11 protein-coding genes are annotated in these 21,186 nt (G+C 35.2%); 2 read left to right on the top strand and 9 right to left on the bottom strand.

What is annotated here, in order from left to right:
• Positions 1-11: 11 nt before the first annotated feature.
• From ACT9TX_RS00475 to ACT9TX_RS00460, 4 genes are all read right to left on the bottom strand, one after another.
• Positions 12-1,466 carry an SGNH/GDSL hydrolase family protein gene (locus tag ACT9TX_RS00475; RefSeq protein WP_481336079.1) on the bottom strand — a complete coding sequence of 485 codons (1,455 nt, stop codon included), beginning with the start codon at positions 1,464-1,466 and terminating at the stop codon, positions 12-14.
• Complete coding sequence (locus ACT9TX_RS00470) at positions 1,467-3,743, bottom strand: FAD-dependent oxidoreductase (RefSeq protein WP_481336078.1); 2,277 nt, start codon at positions 3,741-3,743, stop codon at positions 1,467-1,469.
• A gap of 299 nt (positions 3,744-4,042) precedes the next feature.
• Complete coding sequence (locus ACT9TX_RS00465; RefSeq protein ID WP_481336076.1) at positions 4,043-6,040, bottom strand: glycoside hydrolase family 2 protein; 1,998 nt, start codon at positions 6,038-6,040, stop codon at positions 4,043-4,045.
• 231 nt (positions 6,041-6,271) lie between these two features.
• Entirely contained in the window at positions 6,272-7,666 is a 1,395-nt protein-coding gene (locus ACT9TX_RS00460) for an alpha-L-fucosidase (protein WP_481336074.1), read from the bottom strand.
• A 23-nt stretch (positions 7,667-7,689) separates the two neighbouring features.
• On the opposite strand from ACT9TX_RS00460, the gene ACT9TX_RS00455 reads away from it, so the two are divergent.
• Entirely contained in the window at positions 7,690-7,812 is a 123-nt protein-coding gene (locus ACT9TX_RS00455) for a hypothetical protein (RefSeq protein ID WP_481336073.1), read from the top strand.
• Positions 7,813-8,160: 348 nt separating this feature from the next.
• On the top strand, positions 8,161-9,654 hold the full coding sequence (locus ACT9TX_RS00450; protein WP_481336071.1) for a sialate O-acetylesterase: 1,494 nt from the start codon (positions 8,161-8,163) through the stop codon (positions 9,652-9,654).
• A gap of 135 nt (positions 9,655-9,789) precedes the next feature.
• Here the strand turns inward: ACT9TX_RS00450 and ACT9TX_RS00445 are convergent, their stop codons facing one another.
• The 5 genes from ACT9TX_RS00445 to ACT9TX_RS00425 all read right to left on the bottom strand — a co-directional run bounded on the left by ACT9TX_RS00445 (position 9,790) and on the right by ACT9TX_RS00425 (position 20,920).
• Positions 9,790-10,017, bottom strand: coding sequence for a PID-CTERM protein-sorting domain-containing protein (locus ACT9TX_RS00445; RefSeq protein ID WP_481336069.1), 228 nt, complete (start codon positions 10,015-10,017; stop codon positions 9,790-9,792).
• 97 nt (positions 10,018-10,114) lie between these two features.
• The gene (locus ACT9TX_RS00440) at positions 10,115-10,774 is read right to left on the bottom strand and encodes a T9SS type A sorting domain-containing protein (RefSeq protein WP_481336067.1); all 660 of its coding nucleotides are present in this window, start codon (positions 10,772-10,774) and stop codon (positions 10,115-10,117) included.
• A 39-nt stretch (positions 10,775-10,813) separates the two neighbouring features.
• Positions 10,814-13,849: a T9SS type A sorting domain-containing protein gene (locus ACT9TX_RS00435; protein ID WP_481336065.1), complete on the bottom strand. Its 3,036-nt coding sequence runs from the start codon at positions 13,847-13,849 to the stop codon at positions 10,814-10,816.
• Between the two features lie 34 nt (positions 13,850-13,883).
• A complete protein-coding gene (locus ACT9TX_RS00430; RefSeq protein WP_481336063.1) occupies positions 13,884-16,541 on the bottom strand; it encodes a beta strand repeat-containing protein in 2,658 nt (885 codons plus the stop codon).
• Positions 16,542-16,879: 338 nt separating this feature from the next.
• Complete coding sequence (locus tag ACT9TX_RS00425) at positions 16,880-20,920, bottom strand: hybrid sensor histidine kinase/response regulator transcription factor (RefSeq protein ID WP_481336062.1); 4,041 nt, start codon at positions 20,918-20,920, stop codon at positions 16,880-16,882.
• Between the last annotated feature and the right edge of the window lie 266 nt (positions 20,921-21,186).

Below are 21,186 nucleotides of genomic sequence, written 5' to 3'. Positions count from 1 at the left end.
TAATTCTATAATTACCTAATAATATCACCTCTTAGTAAAATTCTACCTAAGTAAACATCTGTTTTAGCATACCTCTCAGGATGTTCTGCTATATCAGATTTTTTACTGCCCAATATTTTTACTTTATCAGACTTTAAAGGCGAAATACTGATGGTTACTGTATGTTCGCCGTTTTCGATTTCAACAAAACTATATTGACCTCGATAACGGTTGTTGCAAAAATTATTGAACCTATCTAATGTCTCAATGCCTGTTGTAGCAACTTTAAATCGTCTTAAACCATTACTTGAAACTTCTTCGAATTTCACAGGCTTACCATCGATAGCAATGGCTATTTGACCAACTTCTGGCCCACCAATATCAAATATGCCAAACATTGTTCCTCTAAACTTAAATGTGAAACTGCTACCAGGTTTTTCAGCTATCATTACATAAGGAAACCATGCATTAAACTGCTTAAGTGAGGCATTTATTTTGGTATCTGTTTTCTTCCAATTACTATCAAATGTAGCTACTTCATAAGGCGAGAACATTTTTGCGTCTTCCCAATTATCCAACAATAAAGGCTTAGGAAGAACATGTTTGTTTTCTGAAGCAAAATGTTTCATTTTTTGAATACCTCTAGCAACTGCAGCAGCATATAAATTGCCCCCTGCTAATATTGGATGCAACCCATCTTCAGAAAATACAATTTTGCCATCGGTATTATTTCCATCCTTTTTCCAAATCAATTTTCCATCTTTCTCAAGTTGTGCTGCTTCCATTGCTAAATGAATAGATGGAATGTTATAATACTCGGCTATCCCTTCAAGACCTTTTACACCACCAGGCATATTACCTTCAATATACGTTTTGGTGTGGCCACTTGCTGCTGCGTACAACAAACAAATATCTGTTTCAGGATTGTCTTTTATAATTTGCCTAATGATTCCTTCCATGCCAGATTGGTACGCACCGTTTACGGCAAACTCGATAAAAATCAAATCTGGTTTATGTTGTAGTAGTTGCTCTTGTATGCGACATGCGCCAAGGTCTGTACCAGTGCCAGACACACCTGCATTCATCCATTTGAAAGTTATATCTGGATATTGTAACTGAATGTATTTAGATGCTTGCATTCTATAACAAACATTGCCCTGTGTAATACTGCCACCGATATAGCCAACTGTTACTGGTTTTGATGCATTAATTTTTTTAAAAAAATTAGGTAATCCGCCCCGCACCATGCATTCTTTTTCATGATAAAAACTACCAGTTTCTATTGTTGTAACGGCTTCAACATTTGGGTTATAAAACAACGATGAAGCGCCTGCTTGAGATGCTTCAATTTTTACAAGTTCAGCGGGTGTTTGTGCTGTAGTGCATTGCACTAATAATAACACTATTAAAAAGTGACCAATTTTTTTTAACATCGTTGATGATTTACCTCTTAACATACGCTGTATTTGATGTACCTTACTTTTCATTTAATAACATCTTACAGAGAAAATAGCTGCAGGCACTTCTTTAGAAGGATGTGCAACTTCAATTGTTAATTGATTAGTACTAATAGGCTGTTCAAACTTAATACTGTTAAAAGTTTGATAGTTATCAGTCTTCTCAAAAACAACGTTTCCTTTGTCATCTTTTACTGTATAATTTCTTACACAAAAAGGCATTACATTTTCAGGATGCCCCATCAATACAGATTCCATTGGATGGTCGTAATCTGTGTCGAATAAAATGTCGATTTGACTAATTCTTTTTGCTTCAGGCCAAGCAATATTTAAATGAGGTTTTGCATCATTCCAATCAGCCACCCAGGCATTTGGTTTCGATACAGGTCTATCAATACCATTGCTTACGTTAGTAGCTTTAAATGCATCTATACCATTCAAGTATTTAAATGCAACATTCTGTCCTTCTAGTCTACGTTTTGGGCACCAAAACTCAAAATCTTCTACACCAATGTCTTCTGGTGGTGTTTGCTTACCATAATTGGAAACAGCTTTGTTAATTGAGTTGAAAACAGACAATACGCCTGTAACTCTCTTATCAGTATAATGTAATTGTAGCTTTGAATTTTTAATAAAGGTTACAAAGCCGTAAGCCTCATTTTCCATCTCAGCATCAAAGCTTACATAAATAGTATTGCTTCCTGCATTAACAGATAATACTTTACTATCAACAACCACATCTGGTGTGTGATTACTTGGCTTACTACTAATGCGTAATTCTATTTCTAGCAATGTTGCTTCTTCTGCATCTACATAAAAAACAAAGCTTTCAACCTTACCTTTTTTCAATGGAACCATTTGTGCAACAGATGCTTCTAATGGCTTTACAATAGCACTTTCTGACAACTCAGTTAATACTAATTCACTTGATGCTGTTATAGTTGCTTGTTGAACTAAATCATTCGTGTCATGCAATACTACTTCTGGTATGTGATGACCCGTTTTTAATAGTTCTAATTGCAATTGCTTAATTAAATTATTACTGTACAATGCAGCAGGTTGCAATTTATTATCTAAACATAATTTAGCAGCCACACCTACAGCCTGTGCAGCATGCGCTGCTGTAGCCATTACTCTTGTAGAGCCAAAAGCTACGTGTGTAGCACTAATAACACGGCCTGCTAAAAACAAGTTCTTAATGTTTCTGCTATACAATGCACGATAAGGAATTTGATACACACCTTTACTATGCCATTGATTACAACCTGGCTTTTCACTAAACACACCATCAGCAGGATGTAAGTCAATGCTCCAGCCACCAAAAGCCACAGCATCATCATGTAAACGTTGTTCAATTACATCCTGTTGCTTAATGATATAGTCACCTTCAAAACGGCGACTTTCACGCTTACCTGGTATTGTACCTACCCATTCTAGTGTTAGGTTTTCAGCCTCAGGAAATTTACCTGAGTTCTTAATATAGTTCCAAGCGCCATAAGCAACTTTCCAAAGTTCCCACTTAATTTTTTCTGTATCGTGTACAGTATCTAAACGTCCACCATACTCAAGCCACCAAAGTTTACAACCATATTCTTTGGTATTAAAGTTCTTAAAACGAGGTATTGTTGTTATATCTTGTAAAGCATAAGAAGGGGCTACAAATTTTACAGGCTTGCCTACATCTTTGCTATAGAAATAAAGGCTATGGCCTAATAATTCACCATACTCTTTTGATGGTGCAAATAACTCGCCAAACTCATCCTTACTTTCTGCACCCATTCTAAAAGCCGCACCAGATAAGAATCCTACAATACCATCACCTGAAGCATCGCAAAATAATGGCGCTTGTACAATGTACTCAACCGAGTTTTGACTGCAAAAGCAACGCACTGCACTAATCTCATCGGTAGACGATTTCTCTACATAATACACTGCTGTGTTTAACAGCAATGTAATATTCGGTTCTGCTATTACTTTATCTAACAACACAGTATCAAAAATCAAAGGATTACCCTCAGGATTTCTGTACGTATTCTCAACCATTATTTCATCAACCACACCACCTTCTCTTGCCCAGCGGTTATTATTACCCATGTGCGATGTAGCACCAAGCATCCACAATCTTACCTCGCTACTTGCATTGCCACCAAGCACAGGCCTGTCTTGTATTAGCACTACTTTAAGGCCTTGCCTTGCAGCCGTAATAGCAGCACAAGCACCAGCAACACCACCACCAATAATGGCAAGTTCTGTAGTTAATTCTCTCAATGTTAAATACCTTAGTTCACCGCCTTCGTTGTATATCATAACCTATGTTTTTATGTGCCGCTTTGCGGCACAACTATTTATTATTTTGTTACCAACTGTAGTTTTTCAATCAAGCTTCGTTGCGTCGCACACTGCAGCGCTTTATTCTTTACTCATCATTTATCTAAGCGTATACCAATGCTACTTTTAGTGCTACATCAATGCTCAATAGAATTACCAAGCGTACAAGTGAGTGACACAACCGAAGATGCTAGTAGTAATGCAGCTTGCTAACAAAAACTGTTACTCAATACACACATTATCAATCACAAGTTTTAGATGTTAGCAAGCTTTATCACTCACTTCTTCAACTGCTGTTTTAGTATTACAAAACCCCCTGGTTTTATCAATTCTACAAAAACATCATTTGCAACAGTTGTGTGTACCACTACCTCAGTAGATTCGCCTATTTGCAAGGTTTTAAGCGCTATTACTTTATCGCCTATCTGTATTTTATAGCCTTCTAAAATGTATGCTGGAAAATCTTTTCGTGCCGTTACTTTTAATGTTACTGATTGTGCATTAATAGCTATAACCTCAATGGTTGCTGGCACAAATTCTTCTTGCCATTTGTAGTACATACCACGTTTTTCTCTTTGTGGATTTACAACACCCCAACCTCTATAGCCATCAGCATCTGTTTCAGGATAGCGACTCAAATAATCATTAAAACTCCATACAGAAGCACCTACAACATAGTCGCATTTTCTAAAAGCATTCATAGCAGTAGTGAGGTAATTAATTCTATCCTGTTCAGGTTTATTAGGCGCTACACGAATACCAAACTCTGAAACATAAATGGGTTTATTAGGGTACACCTCATGTATATGTTCTATCGCTTTTAAATGTCCACCATAAATATTAGCACTTATAAAATCTACATCTTGAGACGCTTCATCTTCTGGCCTTACGACAAAATTTCTAAACACCATGTAACTTGCAAACGTGATAAGCCTAGTGGTATCAAGAGTTCTAGTATATGCTTTCATATCTTTTACCCAAGCTTTGCCTTCGGCTTTATGTGAGTAAAACTCGTTGCCTAAACTATACGCAATAACCGATGGATGGTTCCAATCTCGCTCTATCATTTCTTTTAATTGAGAGCGATACTTAGTACGCATTGCTTCATCTGCCATTTGCTTTGGTGTCATTTGCCAGTTACCAGCTTCGGTAATGATAAGCATACCATTTTTATCGGCCCATTCTAAAATATTCTCTGAAACTGCATGGTGTGCTATACGTGAAAATTCCATACCAGCTTGCTTCATCATGGTAAGGTCTTTTAGCAAAATACTATCTGGGTCTAGCGAGCCAAGATTTGGATAATCTGTAGGACGATTTCCACCACCCATTTTAACTGGCTTACCGTTTAACAGTATCTGTACATTTTTAACTTCAACCTTTCTTATACCAAACGATTGTCTCACAGTATCGTTAGCAATAGACACTTCTGCTTCATATAATTCTGGGGCATCAAAACTCCATAATTTTACTTCTTTAGCAGGTAAGCTTGCCTCAAGCTCTACAATACTTTCTTGGCCAATATTAACAGTCGATTTTATAGGCTTATAAACTGCTGATAGTTTTTTTCCATCTCTATACAATGTAGCATTTACGGCAGTTTCAGCAGCTATAGTGCTCAGATTTTTAACAAATGCCTTGATGTGAACTTTAGCATTTCCTTTCTGTAAATCTGGCTCAGCTTCTATCTTTATCTTACTCAAATAAATATCTGGTCTTACTATTAAATGTACTGGTTTAATAATGCCACCATAGTTCATCCAAGCATATAATTGTGAGGCATTAGGGCGATAGCTTGTATCAACAGTTTTGGCACCAGGAATAGTTGTAGTATCCCATTCATTGTTTACTTGTACAGTAAGTATATTCTTTTGTTTCAACTGTTCTGTTACATCTATTTCAAAAGGTGTGTAGCCGCCTTCGTGTGTGCCTACTTTTTTACCATTTAACCATATATTGGTTTTATAAAAAACAGCATCGAACTTAATAAACGCTCTGTAGCCTTTTTGTAATGTAGTAGCATCAAAGTTTTTAAAGTACCAAGCAGTACCTGTGTGTGAGAAGTATCTTTTATCAACAGTATAGCAATGTGGTACTGTAACCTTATCTAAAGTTTTATCAGGGAAGGATGTATTAGACCAACCAATGTTTTCCCCAACTTTCATTGGGTCTAAAGCAAATAGCCAAGTACCATTTAGAGAGGTGCTGTGTGTTTGCGCTACTACATAAAACGAACAGATGCTGATAAAATAAGCAGCAAGTAGGAATTTTTTCATATGGCTATCTTTAAAGCTAATCTTTACCTTTTAATTCTACCAAACAAGTAGCCTTGTTCAATTATTTATTACATGCAATATTGAGAGATGTTAAATAAAAATATGGGTATTTACAGTTCAAAATGCAGGCGTGAATGGTTCAATAAGACAATAGTATTGCATAAATTAGCAATTCCTATTCATGCAGTAATTATTGTAATCTGCATAGCTATTACTTAATGATTCGTAACATTATCTAACACCTCTACTTGACGCATTTGATACAGCTATATGACAAATAGAAGGGTTGCCATTAGATTGATTGATAGCTAACCTAATTTTTTCAGCAGTAATTGTACTTGGTAAACGAATTATTTTACAAGCACCAATAATATCACCTTTATAAAAAGTATCCCATTGCCCATTATTAAAGGATTGCAGCTCAAATTCCTTGATTCTAAAGACACGAATTTTAGAAAATTTATCACCCAAATCTTTTAGTTCTGCATTCTCAAAAACGCTGATTCGGTTGAATACTTCTGGCTTGCCAAATGTTATTTCTAGGTTGGCAACAGAGTCATTAGCTGTCCAAAAAGATTCTAAACTATAATCATTAGCATTGCTTGCAGGATGCAATGCAATTTCGCTGCTCGCTTTAATTTTTTGCTTAAACGTAGCATTAACAGGCCCTATGGGTAACGGTTTTTTACCGCCGCGAATATTTAGTTTATCTGCGAGTTCTAAAATTCTGTTTTTCTCATTAGTTCTAATGCTTCCAGTTAAATCAGGAGGCACATTAATTATCATGATATTATCGTTAGCAGTGCCCCAATAAAACAACTCCTCTAGTTCATCTAATGGCCTTGGTGCTAATACATTTTTCTTTTGAAACCAATTCCACCTATCGGATAAACAAATGGTATGTTCAAATGGTAGATAGTACATTTTACCATCACGTTCGTAGTATTTGGGATCATCCCATCTTGACAGGTTGGGGTCTTTTATCCGAAAGTCAATTGGAAAATATCTTATAGGATCACCTTCTGCATAATTTTCTGGCAGCTGCGTAAGATTAGGATTGGTAAGCTTACCAATAGAATGATTGACAGTAATCATGCAATTAGACTGTAGCTTTTTTACATCATCGTATATCTGTTGCAAATTCCAATCATAGCCTTTTTTATCCCAAGCACCATCAAACCATAGCTCACAAATAGCGCCATAATTGGTCATCAGTTCGGTTAACTGATTGGTCATGTATTTACTGTAACTAGCATTATTTTGATAACTTGGCTCATGCCTATCCCATAAAGAATAATATAAACCAAGCTTGATGCCGTATTTCTTACAGGCCTTAGCTACTTCACCTACTACATCTACTTTTACTGGTGACGCAGCCACATCGTAGTCGGTGAATTTACTATCCCAAAGGCAAAAACCATCATGATGTTTGGTTACAAGAATCACATATCTAAACCCTGCTTCCTTAGCTATTTTCACCCATTGGTCGCAATCTAAATTGCTAGGATTATAAGATGATGGGGGTAATTTTCCATTAGACCATTCTATTTCGTTAAAGGTGTTTATGCCAAAATGAATGAACATGCCATAGCCCTTTTTAATCTGGCTACGCTGTGCAGATGACATTTCTATTTTTACATTCTGAGCCCATGAGTAAAATGTTACTACTAAACACAACAGTAGCAGTTGAAATTTTAACTCGATTAATGGAAGCTTATTTATTCTCATATAGCAGATGGACTTTTACAAGATTAATAACACCTACACTTTAAGATATACAACAGTAACAGTGAGGTAGTTTTTCTGGTGCAAATAGTTAATATTTAACAACCAAGTAAAATTAGATAGATTTGAATATCGACTATTTGTAGCGTGATAACTTGGCATGCATACACCCTAAGTTTGAATTAATTGTACCCACTCTATCACAATATTAATACAGAATTTCGTGAGTAACTTTGTACAGTTATCAGAAGATTACGACGACTATATTTTGCCCATACACTTTCTCTAACCATCATTAATTAACAAAAACAGCTTCTACAAAAGCAATGCTTTACAATTATCATTTGCGAAGCGAAAAATATTTTCTAAAAGTCAAATAAAAAAACTCAAAAAACATGACTAAACAACGATTGTATATCCTATGCCTGCTTATCGCTATTACCAATCAAATATTCGCTCAAAACATTAATCCTGCAAGCATTTTTGGCAATAACATGGTGATACAACAAGGTATTAATGCGCCATTTTGGGGCACTGCAAAACCCAACGAAAAACTCAGTATTTATTTTGCAGATAAAATGCAAAAGACAAAGGCAGATAAAACAGGCAAATGGATGGTAAGACTACCAATTATGAAAGCCGGTGGGCCATTCAAAATGCTTATTTCCTCGGGCAAAGATTCTATTGTATATCCTTCTGTGTTTGTGGGTGAAGTTTGGCTTGCAGGTGGGCAATCAAACATGCAACTACTGATGACTGAAGTAAAAAATGCAGGCAAAGAAATTGCAGATGCCAACTATCCATCTATTCGCTTTTTTACCGTAGGTATGAACATAAGCAATAAGCCACTGAACGCAGTAAAAGGCGAATGGCAAATTTGCACACCAGAAAATGCTAGAAAATTTTCAGCGGTTGCTTATTTTTTTGCTAGAGAATTGCATCAGCAAAAACAAGTACCAGTTGGTATTATTGCATCATCATGGGGCGCTTCACCAGCAGAAGCTTGGACCTCTGGCGAAGCACTGCTTACCTATCCTGACTTTAAAGATTCTATTTTAAAATACCAGCAACTACAAGCAGATTGGGAATTATTATACACTAATTATATAGCCGAAAAAGAAGCATTAAAAACGCAACCTGCTAGCGGCAAAAAGCCACCCGTACTACCCTTAGAAAAAAACTATCCATCAGCATTGTACAATGCAATGATAGCACCATTAGTGCCCTATGGCATTAAAGGTATCATTTGGTATCAAGGAGAAAATAATGCTAGAAAAGCATTTCAATATCGCAGCCTATTTCCATTATTGATTAACGATTGGAGAAGCAAATGGAACAACAGCAATTTGCCATTTATATTTGTACAATTGGCTAATCATAAAGTGAAAAATACTGAACCTGTTTTTAAAGATGAATGGGCTTCTTTACGTGAAGCACAATTAATGACATTGAAAGTGCCAAATACAGGTATGGCTGTAACTATAGACATTGGCGAAGCCAATAACATTCACCCAAAAAACAAGCAAGATGTAGGTAAACGATTGTTTTTAGCTGCTAATCATATTGCCTATAATAACATTACAGATACATATTCTGGCCCTATTTATCAATCTATAAATGTTATTGGTAGCGAAGCTGAAATTAGCTTCACACATATTGGTAAAGGGCTAATAATTAAAGGTGATACACTGACTGGCTTTGCTATTGCTGGTGCAGATAAAAAGTTCTACTGGGCTAATGCCAAGGTGAAAGATGATAAAGTAATTGTAAGTAGCAGTTTGGTGCCAAATCCTGTTGCTGTAAGGTATGCCTGGGCTAGTAATCCCGATGCTTTGCTTTATAATATTGATGGCCTGCCTGCATCACCATTTAGAACTGATGATTGGTAGGTCAATAATATATATTAAAGATTGTAGCTCAAATTGAATTAGACAATATCTCAATAGTATTCATAAAAAAGACTGCCAAAACTGGCAGTCTTTTTATGTTACTCAAAAGAGTAACACATTTTTAAACCGTAACTATTAACCTTTTTCAATAGAGGCCATTTTAGCCCTTTTATCTTTCATCTTTTTAGCCCCATAACCAACACCTGCTGCTACTAACAAAGAAATACCACCATCAATTGGTACATTTTCAGGATCTTGAGGCAATGTTGGTGGTGGTGTCTCTTGTGAAAAAACAGTAATACTGCACACTAGTAATACAAATAATATTAGTGAACCTTTAAATATTTTAATGTTATTTTTCATGTTTTATTTTTTAAAATTTTGCATTGTTACATGCGGTTAATAATTTTTTATTACTTGTAACTTATCAATAGGTGTAAAATCAGCTTGTTTTAAGCGCTTATTGCTTTATAAAAAACAAGGTCTTAATACCACCTTCATCAGTATATTGAAGCAAATAATTACCTGCCTTTAAAGCATTGCTTAGCGCAAATGATGTCTGTTGCACATTACTATTAACAACTATTGTTTGCAATTTTATGCCAGCAATATTTATCACTGAAAGGGTTGCCTTGCCCTGTGGCACACCGTGTACTATAGTGATATTGCTAGTAGCAGGGTTGGGATATATTAATAAGCGATTACTAGCTTTACTTTTAATAACAACTATAAAACTGTATTGAAATGAGCCGTCTTTGTCAATCATTTTTAGTCGATAATATGCAACATCTTCTGTAGCATTATTATCGGTAAACGAGTAGCTGTTTACAAGATTGTTATAAGCATTTACTGTAGCTATTCTATTAAAACTGATGCCGTTGTTGCTTTTCTCAACACTAAAATTGCTCACGTTTACCTCATTGGTTGTTTTCCAATAGAGCTGAGCCGAACCACCTTGCAAGGCAGCAGAGAAGCTTATTAAATTCAACGGTAGATAATCTGTGATACCTTCAGGATCGTTAGGTAACGTTGGCGGGTCATCACTTTGAGCATAACTAGATGCTAGAAACAAACTGCAAACTAATACCAGAGTCGTTTTTAAAAATAATTGACATTTCATTATTGTAGAATTGAAACTTAAAATATTAAGTACCGTAGGTTATAGTTTAACCAATTTCATTACAACCATTGGCTCATTATCGTTAAACAAGCGTACCATGTAAGTACCAGATTGTAAAGAGTTAAGTTCGCCCATTCTTGTATCGCCTTGATATACGTTTTTAAACATACCTGTAGATACCACACGACCACTTAAATCCACAACCTGCCAGTTAGCAACTTGAGCATCGCTACCAAAATGTATAGCAAATTGATTGTTGCTTGTAGGGTTACTTAATAGATAGGTTTTACTTGTTGCAACTTCATCTATTACACTTGTAAGCTTTTTGCGAACTTCTAACTGAAATCTACCTTCTGATTTAGACAAATCATCAGTAGTTACTTGGAAGCTGTGAGATAGGCCTTCTTTAATCAATACCGCAGTGCCTAAATAATTATCTACAAGATAGGCTTCGTTGTTTCTATCCAATGCTTTAGGCATAGACACATCAAAGCTGTAAGTACCTAATCGTAAATTTTTAGTACCTAGTTTATAGGAACGTATTTCTGCATTTTTGGGTAAATCTGCACCGTTAAAAATGGCATATCTAGTGCCTTCTTTATCTACAATAGATAAATCGTGTGTACCACTAGCACCTAAATCATAGGCATCTAAGTCATTATCAAAACCTTCGGTTGCTTTACTAAATCTACCCCACACAAACACCACTTCATCTGTAAATGTATTTGCGCCTTTAAGGCTTATGCGTATAGAGTTATAATTATCATTAGCACCCATTAGTGTAACACCGCCAGAAGTACTACCTACAGCATCAGTTGTTTTATCCGCATCTCTAACGACTAAGCTTGTACCAGCATTAGCTGCACGTACAAAAAATGCCGCACCGTTTTCAATTACATTGCTACCACCATTGATACCAGTACCACTACCAGCCACATAACTTGCAAAAGAGTAGGCACCAGCACCTAATGGGCGCACACGGTAAATAGTATTAGAATTAAGTACGCCATCATTTGCTGGATTACTAACAATTGAGTTAAAACTAATGTTAGATAAAAATGGATTTGCAATTAAATTCCAACCATTACCACCAGCTGTTTTAGATAAAGGAATGTTTTGATCAACAGTATTTATAAACCCTGTTAGGCTTAAAACAATAGGCGAAGCACTGTTTCTACTACCATAAAATAGTAAACCTCTGTCTGGTGAAATACTGTCGTTATTAGTAGTAAAAGATTTCCAACCAGCATTTGCACCGCCAGAACCTGCCCCATATTGCCCATTATCTAAGGTATCGTTAAAATAATACGCTTGTGCAGGCGAAGCTGTAAAACTGTTCATATAAATTTGAAAAAGAGTAGAAGTGCCATTACCTGCATACAATTTAGTAGGTGCAGCAGTAGATAATGGAATACCAATAGTGCGCCATGCCGCATTGCGACCTATGAAGCGCTGCATAGTTACACTATTTTGAAAAAGAGACCCAGTACTAGAAATACTGCCAATAGAACCTGTACCAGTTGTATCAGACTCAACTAAAAAGTTACTATTATGTGAAGTTATAAATCGTGCAGCATCTATTAAATTAAGCCTTCCAGTTGGCTTTATGGTAAACTTTGTATATGAATTTTGAGTTCTTAGGGTTAAACTATCACCTAGGTTTACAGTAGCACCATTGTTAATTGTAAAATTCGTAGGGTTAGCGCCAGAAGTTGGAGCGCCTATTAAAAAATTGGGGTTAAGTACAGTTGTACCGTTTAAAGATCTATCTACTTTAATGGTTGTATTACCGGTAAAGTTTATATTAGTATTTGAAGTACTAGTAGCAGAAGTACCATTTGGTCCAACAACAAATTGAAGTGTACCACCTGCACCTGTATTAGCAGCACTAGTAGCTAAGTTTACATCACCATATATAGTTGTGTTTAACGGTCCATTATACCCTGCAGCAGTTTGTGCACGAAGAAAAACTGAGACATTTGGGACAGCTGCGGTACTTCTTAAGTTAATTCTGTTAAAACTATAGGCAGAATCTAATATGATATTATTATTTAAATTGGTGAGTGTAATTAAAAGGGTATCAGTATTTATTGTTAGACTGTCTAAAAACATTGTTGGAAAAGGGCTACTATTGGCAAACACAGTATTGCTTCCAACCCTCATACGCTGTATATTCAATCCACCATACGTTCTACCCATAATATACATAGAGCTAAAACTTTGAATGTAAAAATTATTTGAAACGCTACTATTATTACCAGTATTAAATCTACTACCTCTTAAAAATTGCGCTATACCAGAGCCCCATGCAGTAGCAAATGGATTAACAAGTCCAATTAAATTAGAATTTGAACCTGTGTTATTGTTAAAAATTGACCCACTTTGAAATACGACTTGATTTAATTGTGATGTATCTGCACCTGACCCAAACGGGGTAAGACCAGCAGTTGTATTATTTCTAGTATTTACATTACAAGTAGCACCACTTGCAAAAACCCACGAGGCAGAATCGCTACCTTTAAGTTGATTCACTTGACTACTAGAAATAGAATCTTGTGAAGGCGCATTGCCAGAGTAGAAACCACTAAGATGGATTGTTTTACCATTTGGTACAACAGCTCTATTATTGGCTAATACCTTTATAATAATACCAGAATTGGCAACAGAAGTTCTCATTGAATTGAGAGTTAAAGAATTAATACTTCCGGTAAAACGCAGTGCATTTAGGCTATACTCACCAGTAGTGGTACCACCTAAATTTATGGTTGATACAATAGCAGTTGGCGTTGCATTTTTAATAGCAAAAAATACGTTAGCGCTTCCAGCAAAAGTAATTACTCTAGCACTTGCATTGCCGCCATTAAAATAAACAGGGCCAACTACGGTATTATTAAAAACTACTGTATCGCTAGATGTAGGTATAGTAGTTGCACTATTGTCAGAAGTAAGTTTCCAATTGGCAGCTGTATGCCACATAGAATCGCCACCTGATACAGGCGACCAAGTTTTGCTTTGCGCTTGCACCACAAGTATGCTAGGCAGCAAGAAACAAATAAATAAGTACATTTTTTTCATGTTGTGTTTTTTATTGTGATTGATAGTTGAATAATTATTTTTTTCTAATTTCTAGCTGAAATCTTCCCTCGGCTTTAGATGCTGCATCTGTATTTACTTGAAAGTTGTGTAACAAACCTTCCTTAACCAATATCTCTGTACCTAAATAAGTATCTATAAGGTAGGCTTCATTAGTTTTATCTAAAGCTTTAGGCGTGGAAACTGCAAAAATATATGTGCCTAATTGCAGGTTTTTTACAGCTAGTTTATACGTACGTGTTTCGGTATTTTTTGGTAAATCAGTACCATTAAAAATAGAGTAGCGAGTGCCTTTAGTATCTATAATGGCTAAGTCGTGTGTACCACTTGTACCTAAGTCGTATGCATCAATATTTGCATCAAAACTTTCTGTTACTTTATTAAATCTGCCCCATACAAATACGACTTCGTCAGATTGTTTATTGACACCATTAAGGCTTATTTTAATACTGTTGTAATTATCTTTTGCACCTAATAAAGTAACTCCACCTGAAGTTGTGCCTACAGTAGCATTAGTTTTATCACTTTGTCTTATTACCAGGATTTTATCAAAGTCTGCTGCTTTTACAAAAAACGCCGCGCCATTCTCTATAATTTTAGAGCCGCCATTAACGCCCGTACCAGTACCAGCCACATAACTACTAAAAGAGTAGCCACCACCGCCTAAAGGATTAACACCATATACAGTATTAGCACTAAGCACACCAGCATTTGCTGGATTTTGTGTGATATTTTCAAAATCTATATTGGATACATAAGGGTTAGCTATCAAGTTCCAACCTTTACCATTTGGTATTTTAGATAAAGGAATTGATACATCACCATTACTAAAAAAACCTGTGAAACTTACAGTTTGGTCGCCTATGCCTCTGCTACCATATATTAGTAAGCCCCTGTATGGTTGTATGCTATCGTTTTCGGATGCCATTTTTGTCCATCCAGCATTTACGCCTGCACCTACACCATATTTGCCATTATCTAGAGTGTCGTTAAAACTGTACGCATGAGACTGATCGAATATGTTATTTAAGAAAATATTAGCAGCGTTAGATAGACTATTACCGCCCTTAACTTTTGTAGAAAGAGAAAACGGTATACCAACTAATCGCCAAGCGGCGTTACCTTTTATAAAACGTTGTACTGTACCACTATTAATAATTGTACCATTGCTCTCACCTATAGTACCTGTACTAGCTGCACTAGATTCAATATTGAAATTATTATTATGATTTGTTGTAAATACAGCGTTATCAATAAGTGTGAGCTTACCAGTAGGTTTAATAGTTAATGTAGAATATGAGCCACCCGTTCTTAGTGTTAAACTATCCCCGAGATTTAATGTAGCACCATTATTAATAGTAAAATTGGTAGGCATTGTAGTACCACCAGTTGGGCTGCCAATAATAAAATTAGGATTTGTAACTGTAGAGCCTTTTGTAAGTTTTATAGTAGTATTGCCTGTAAAATTAATATTGGTTTGCGCTAGTGAACCACCCGTAGAATTAGGACCTACAACAAACTGAAGTAAACCAGCAGTGGTATTAGAGTCAGTAGCAATTAAATCTATATTGCCAGAAATATTAACACTAGTAGCAGCTGTAGCACCAGCGATGGTACTACCACGTATAGCAAAAGTATTACTAGGTGTTGCTAGCATACTCCTTATTTTTATATAATTAAAACTAAACGTAGGACTAGCAGGCGTTGTAGCATGACCTACTAATGTAAGGTTAAAAGCCTGCTTATTATCTACAATAAAGCTATCTAAAAATGAAGTGGTAGTAGTAGAACTATTTGTGTATACCGATGGCGCTCCCGTAGCAATACTCATATTACCTACTATAAATCCGCCATAGGTTCTACCCTGCCAATAATTAGAAAATGTAGTAGAAGCAGAACCAGAAATAGCAATAGTAGTTGCACCCGTACTTACATTAAACTTACTACCACTTAAAAACTGCGCATTACCAGCACCACTAGCCGTGTTAAAAGGATCAAGAAAGCTAGAAGTAACATTATTTAAAGAAGAACCACTTTGAAACACAATACCATTAGTTGCTGAACCTGCAAATATTGTTGAGCTGCCTGTACCATTATTTCTTTGGTTTACAGTAACTGCACCACCATTACTAAATATTACAGAACCTGCATCAATACCCACTATTTTATTAACCTGGCTACTAGAAATAGAATCTTGCCCAGGAAGGGTTGAAGCATTACCACTTAAATGGATTGTTTTATTGATGGTTGCTTTGTTTCCAGTTAATATAGTTAAATTAATACCACTGTTTGCGGCAGAACTTCTGTTCGTATTTAGGGTTAAAGAATTAGTTGTACCTATAAAACGTAGTGCGGTATTGTTATAGTGTTGAGGTACTGTACCGCCTAAACTAATAGTACGTACTGTACTAGCAGTAGCACCTTTTAGTGCAAACATTACATTAGCACTTCCTCTAAAATTTATCAGTTTTGCATTTGCATCTGCATTAAAATAAACAATTAGCAAACTAGTATTAGTAAAATTAACACTGTCGGAAGAAGTTGGTACCAGATTAGTGCTCCAGTTACCCGCTGTGTTCCAAGTTGTATCACCAGCAGCGCCGGTCCATGTTGTTTGTGCTTGCACTGTTACAGCTGTTAATAGTATACAAACAAATAGGTAAACCTTTTTCATATTATTTACATTTTTGTATCGTGATTGATTAATAGATTGTGCATCTAAGAGAGCAGCTTAAAAAAAGACGTAAGTAGTTGCGAAATCGTTAGAGAACAAGCATTATTATCTATGCAATATTCATTCTTAAACTACGAAACATATGGGTGTGTATTAACCAAAAAAGCGGTGCAAACTGACCAAAATTCTGCTTCAGTCTTAAAAAAAATTTAATAAACTAATCAAAATGGCGGACAAACGGAAACGATTACGTAAAGCGTGCTATATAACCTATAAATGCAAATTGCCCATACCAAATTGGTATGGGCAGTTATGTGCTTGAACAACGATTCTAAATTTTAATCTTTCTGCTTCATATATTCAGATGGTGTAACGCCAAATTGTTTTTGAAAAGTCTTTCTGAAATTTTTAAGATCGTTAAAGCCTGAACTGTAAGCAGCCATACTAACAGTATATTCACCAGTTTTTAATAGCTGAGCGCTTCTTTTTAATTTAATAAGACGTATAAAATCTGAGCCTGACATGCCAGTTAATGCTTTTAGTTTTCTGTAAAAGGTAGAGCGACTCATGTTCAATTTAGTTGCTAGCTCATCTATTAAAAATTCATCTTTTTCTATATTTTCTTCTACATATCTAATGGCGTTTTTAATAAATTCTTCATCAAATGAGCTTACTTCAACCTCACTTGGTCCTAAACTAAGTTTTTGCGTAAATAACTCTTTTAGCTTCTTTCTAGAACTGATGATATTTTTAATATGTGATAATAGAAGCGCTGGTTTAAAAGGCTTACCGAGATAAACATCTGCACCTAATTTAATACCTTCTATATGCGATGAATCATCTGACTTTGCCGTTAATAATATCACAGGTATGTGCGATGTTCTATTGTCATTTTTTAGTGTCTGGCAAAACTCGTAACCATCCATTTCTGGCATCATAACGTCACTTACTACCAAATCTGGTATGGCTTTAAAAGCTTTTTCAAGGCCTTCTTTGCCATCTTTGGCCGTAATAACATTGTAAAATTTACCTATTGTTTTACACAGATATTGATTTAAATCGTCGTTATCTTCTATTATAAGTACTATTGGCAACTCTTTACTTTCTGCCTCTTCTTCATCATCTAATATAATATCGTCTTCTGCGTCATCCGTTTCTACAATTTTGCCACTAGAAGCATTTTGCTCTGATAATGGCAGTTTTATTTTGAAAATAGAGCCTTGAGGTTGATTGTCTGTTAATTCTATCTCGCCTTTGTGCAATTCAACCAAGTCTTTTACAAACGCTAAACCAATACCTGTACCCACATATTTGCCAGGTTCAGCCTGCGTAACTTGGTAAAATCTATCAAATACTTTGGCCTTATCTTCTGCTGTAATGCCTTTACCTGTATCGGCTACTACAATTTCGCATACATTATCATTACCTTCAATCTGCGTTACCGATAGCTTTATTTCGCCGCCAGATGGTGTAAACTTAAACGCATTAGACAATAAATTGTACATAATACTTTCTACCTTTTCTTTATCTATTGATAGGTAAATTTCTTTTTTATTGGTACTAAATGTAAAGTGAATGCCTTTCCTATTTGCTTCTTCATCGAATGTTGCATGTATAAATTTCAACATTTTTACAATATCATTAAACGCTGCATTTAGCTTCAATGCATTAGTTTCTGCTTTATGAAAATCTAATAATTGATTAATAAGACTCAGTAATCGCTTCGCCTGATTTTGAATTTTATGTACGGTTTCTTTTATAGTTGAGTTAAGCTTATCATCTTCAATTAAATCTTCAAGTGGGCCTATCATTAAAGTAAGCGGTGTTCTAAACTCATGCGAAATATTTGCAAAAAACTTATTTTTTACATCTGCAATTTCTTTCTCTTTTTGGTAGTTAATATTGGCAATTTCAAGTTTATTCTTAAGATTAATACGATTAAGTTTCATGTAGCGAGAAAGCCACAACAAGCCACCAATAATGAGGAAATAAATAGTATAAGCCCACCATGTTTTCCATGGTGGTGGCAAAATGGTAATTTGTATTGTTGCAATATTGTTGCCCCAAATTTGATCACTATTAGAACCCTTAACCTTAAATGTGTAAGTACCAGATGGTAAGCTTGTATAAGTTACCGTTCTATTCGATCCTGCATCTACCCATTTTTCATCAAAGCCTTCTAATATATATTGGTATTGATTTTTATCGGGTGCATGATAATCTAACGATGCATAACTAAAAGCAATGATATTCTCTTTGTAAGAAATTTCAATTTTATCTGTGAGAAATACTGCCTTTGATAATATAATATCATTTTTTACAACTTTACCTACACCTACATCTTTATTGTTTACTTGTAAGTTGGTAATATAAACTGGCGAAACATAGTTATTTAAACGAATACTATCTGGAAAGAAATAAGTAATGCCATTAATGCCACCAAAAAGCATTTCGCCATTTGGTTTTGAAAATGAAGAATTTTCTGAAAAAGCGTTAGAACCAACACCGTCTCTTGTATCAAAATTTCTAAAGCTGTTACTACTTTCAATAAACTTTGTAATGCCTCTATTAGTACTCATCCACACATTATTCTCACTATCTATTAGTATAGCATGTATGTAGTCGTTAGGAAATCCTGCAGTTTGAAAATAACTCTTAATCTCTATTTTACCAGAACTAGTAAATGATACTTTATTTAAGCCCTGCTGTGTACCTACCCAAATATTGCCATAGCTATCTTCAGCCATTGTAAGAATGGTACTATTTGACAATCTATTGCCATTACTTGTTGCAGAAACAAGTTCAAAATTATCTTTTTGCCTATTGTATAAATGCAAACCATCGTATGTACCCACCCACAAATGGTTTTTTCTATCTACTAGCATGCAACTAACCCTATCATTTTGTATCGCACCAGCTATACCTATTTTTTCAGGATAACGTTTAAAAATGGGCATATCACTTTTAAAACCTACTACTCTGTTAAGCGCATTTTCTTGCGTACCTACCCAAATAATGCCGTTCTTATCTTTTACAATTGCCGAAACCTTAGGACCACTAATAGATGTGCTATCATCCTTTAGTTTCTTTACCAAAATGGTTTTGCCATTGCGTTCGTAATCTTTAAATATTGCCAATCCATCGCCTGTACCTACCCACAAATCGTTGTTATTTTCAAAAAAACAGATTGTACGTATAGTATTACCAACTATATCTTTTCTAGTAAAATTTTTCTTATCTATTGAAAAACTTAAACCACCCCCTCTAGTACCTAGCCACAAACCACCATTTTTACCCTCGTAAATGGCAGATACATGCGTATTTCCTGCGCTTGCATTATCAACACCAAAACTTGCTATGGTATTAAACTTTTTTCTATAAGGGTCTATTTTGCATACACCACCACCATCTGTACCTATCCAAATAATACCAGACTTGTCTTGCATAATGGATAAAACGATGTCATAATCTTTGTTAAAAACGTTGAGTGGCTTTATAGCAAAGTTTTCAAATCGCTCTTTGGCAATGTCAAACTTTCTCAATCCAGCACCCCATGTACCCACCCATACTTGTTCATCTTTATCTATAAATACCCGATAAGTATTATTAATAGCAACACTATTTAGCAAAGATGTATCGAGGTATTTCTTAAATGTTTTTGTATTTATGGTATATTTTATCAATCCATTTTTCCAACTACCTAAATAAAGATTTTGCGATTGTTTATCAATGGCAATAGAAGTAACAAAAAATTTAGTATCGCCCAAATCCACCAAATCTATTCTTTTAGTAACAGGATTGTATTGATAAAAACCATAATTGGTGCCTACCCAAATACGGCCTTGTTTGTCTTTAGCTAATGCAGATATTGATAGTGATTTATCAACAACTGTAAATTTTCCTTTACTTAAAATGTATAGCCCATGCAATGCACCAATAAATAAATCGCCATTGTCATCTACCAAAAGAGATTTTATCTCCTGAATTTTTATTAAATCGGTAGCGTTGTAATGTGTAATAGAGTCTGATAAAATATCATACCTATTTAATCCACCAATTTTATTACCTATCCATAACGTGTTTTTGTATTCTGCAATTACCTCTACCGCCTGATTAGAAAGATTGTTGCTTGATAAAGGTGTAGACCGCAAAGTGGTAATATCGTAACCATTGTACCTATTAAGCCCACCTCTAGTACCAAACCACAAAAAGCCATACGCATCTTGGTGAATAGCGGTTACTTCATTATTTATTAAACCATTGTCAATGGTAATGTTGTTGCCTGTGGCAGTTTGCGCAATTACAATGCTGTAATTACTTAATACGATACTAAATAGAAGTTGAACTCGAAAAAGGATTTTTTTCTTATACTGAAGCATAAAGGCTATTAAATGGCTAGCAAAAAGTCAATATTGTTAATCGTTAGAACCTAATTTGTAATAACGAGTAAAACAAGATTAAGTTGTCTATAATATTAATAAGCCCTCAAGTTAAAATTTTAAATTAAAAAGAAGAAGTGCTTTAATACTAATTGACTGATACGCCCCCCTGAAATGAATTGTTGCCCCCGCAAACACTGATTAATTAACATGAACCTTTGAAGCATTAAGATCCGAGTTTTTTACTCGCATACGAACCAATACAA

The organism is Parasediminibacterium sp. HNIBRBA5674, from assembly GCF_056745525.1.
Note: the sequence above shows the minus strand (reverse complement) of the source record. Positions and strands in the feature narration are given on the sequence as shown.

What these genes read in the sequence shown, in the direction of transcription:
- ACT9TX_RS00475 (WP_481336079.1), bottom strand. Translation starts at nt 1,466, where the DNA reads ATGAAAAGTAAGGTACATCAAATACAGCGTATGTTAAGAGGTAAATCA.
- ACT9TX_RS00470 (WP_481336078.1), bottom strand. Translation starts at nt 3,743, where the DNA reads ATGATATACAACGAAGGCGGTGAACTAAGGTATTTAACATTGAGAGAA.
- ACT9TX_RS00465 (WP_481336076.1), bottom strand. Translation starts at nt 6,040, where the DNA reads ATGAAAAAATTCCTACTTGCTGCTTATTTTATCAGCATCTGTTCGTTT.
- ACT9TX_RS00460 (WP_481336074.1), bottom strand. Translation starts at nt 7,666, where the DNA reads ATGTCATCTGCACAGCGTAGCCAGATTAAAAAGGGCTATGGCATGTTC.
- ACT9TX_RS00455 (WP_481336073.1), top strand. Translation starts at nt 7,690, where the DNA reads ATGAGTAAAATGTTACTACTAAACACAACAGTAGCAGTTGAAATTTTA.
- ACT9TX_RS00450 (WP_481336071.1), top strand. Translation starts at nt 8,161, where the DNA reads ATGACTAAACAACGATTGTATATCCTATGCCTGCTTATCGCTATTACC.
- ACT9TX_RS00445 (WP_481336069.1), bottom strand. Translation starts at nt 10,017, where the DNA reads ATGAAAAATAACATTAAAATATTTAAAGGTTCACTAATATTATTTGTA.
- ACT9TX_RS00440 (WP_481336067.1), bottom strand. Translation starts at nt 10,774, where the DNA reads ATGAAATGTCAATTATTTTTAAAAACGACTCTGGTATTAGTTTGCAGT.
- ACT9TX_RS00435 (WP_481336065.1), bottom strand. Translation starts at nt 13,849, where the DNA reads ATGAAAAAAATGTACTTATTTATTTGTTTCTTGCTGCCTAGCATACTT.
- ACT9TX_RS00430 (WP_481336063.1), bottom strand. Translation starts at nt 16,541, where the DNA reads ATGAAAAAGGTTTACCTATTTGTTTGTATACTATTAACAGCTGTAACA.
- ACT9TX_RS00425 (WP_481336062.1), bottom strand. Translation starts at nt 20,920, where the DNA reads ATGCTTCAGTATAAGAAAAAAATCCTTTTTCGAGTTCAACTTCTATTT.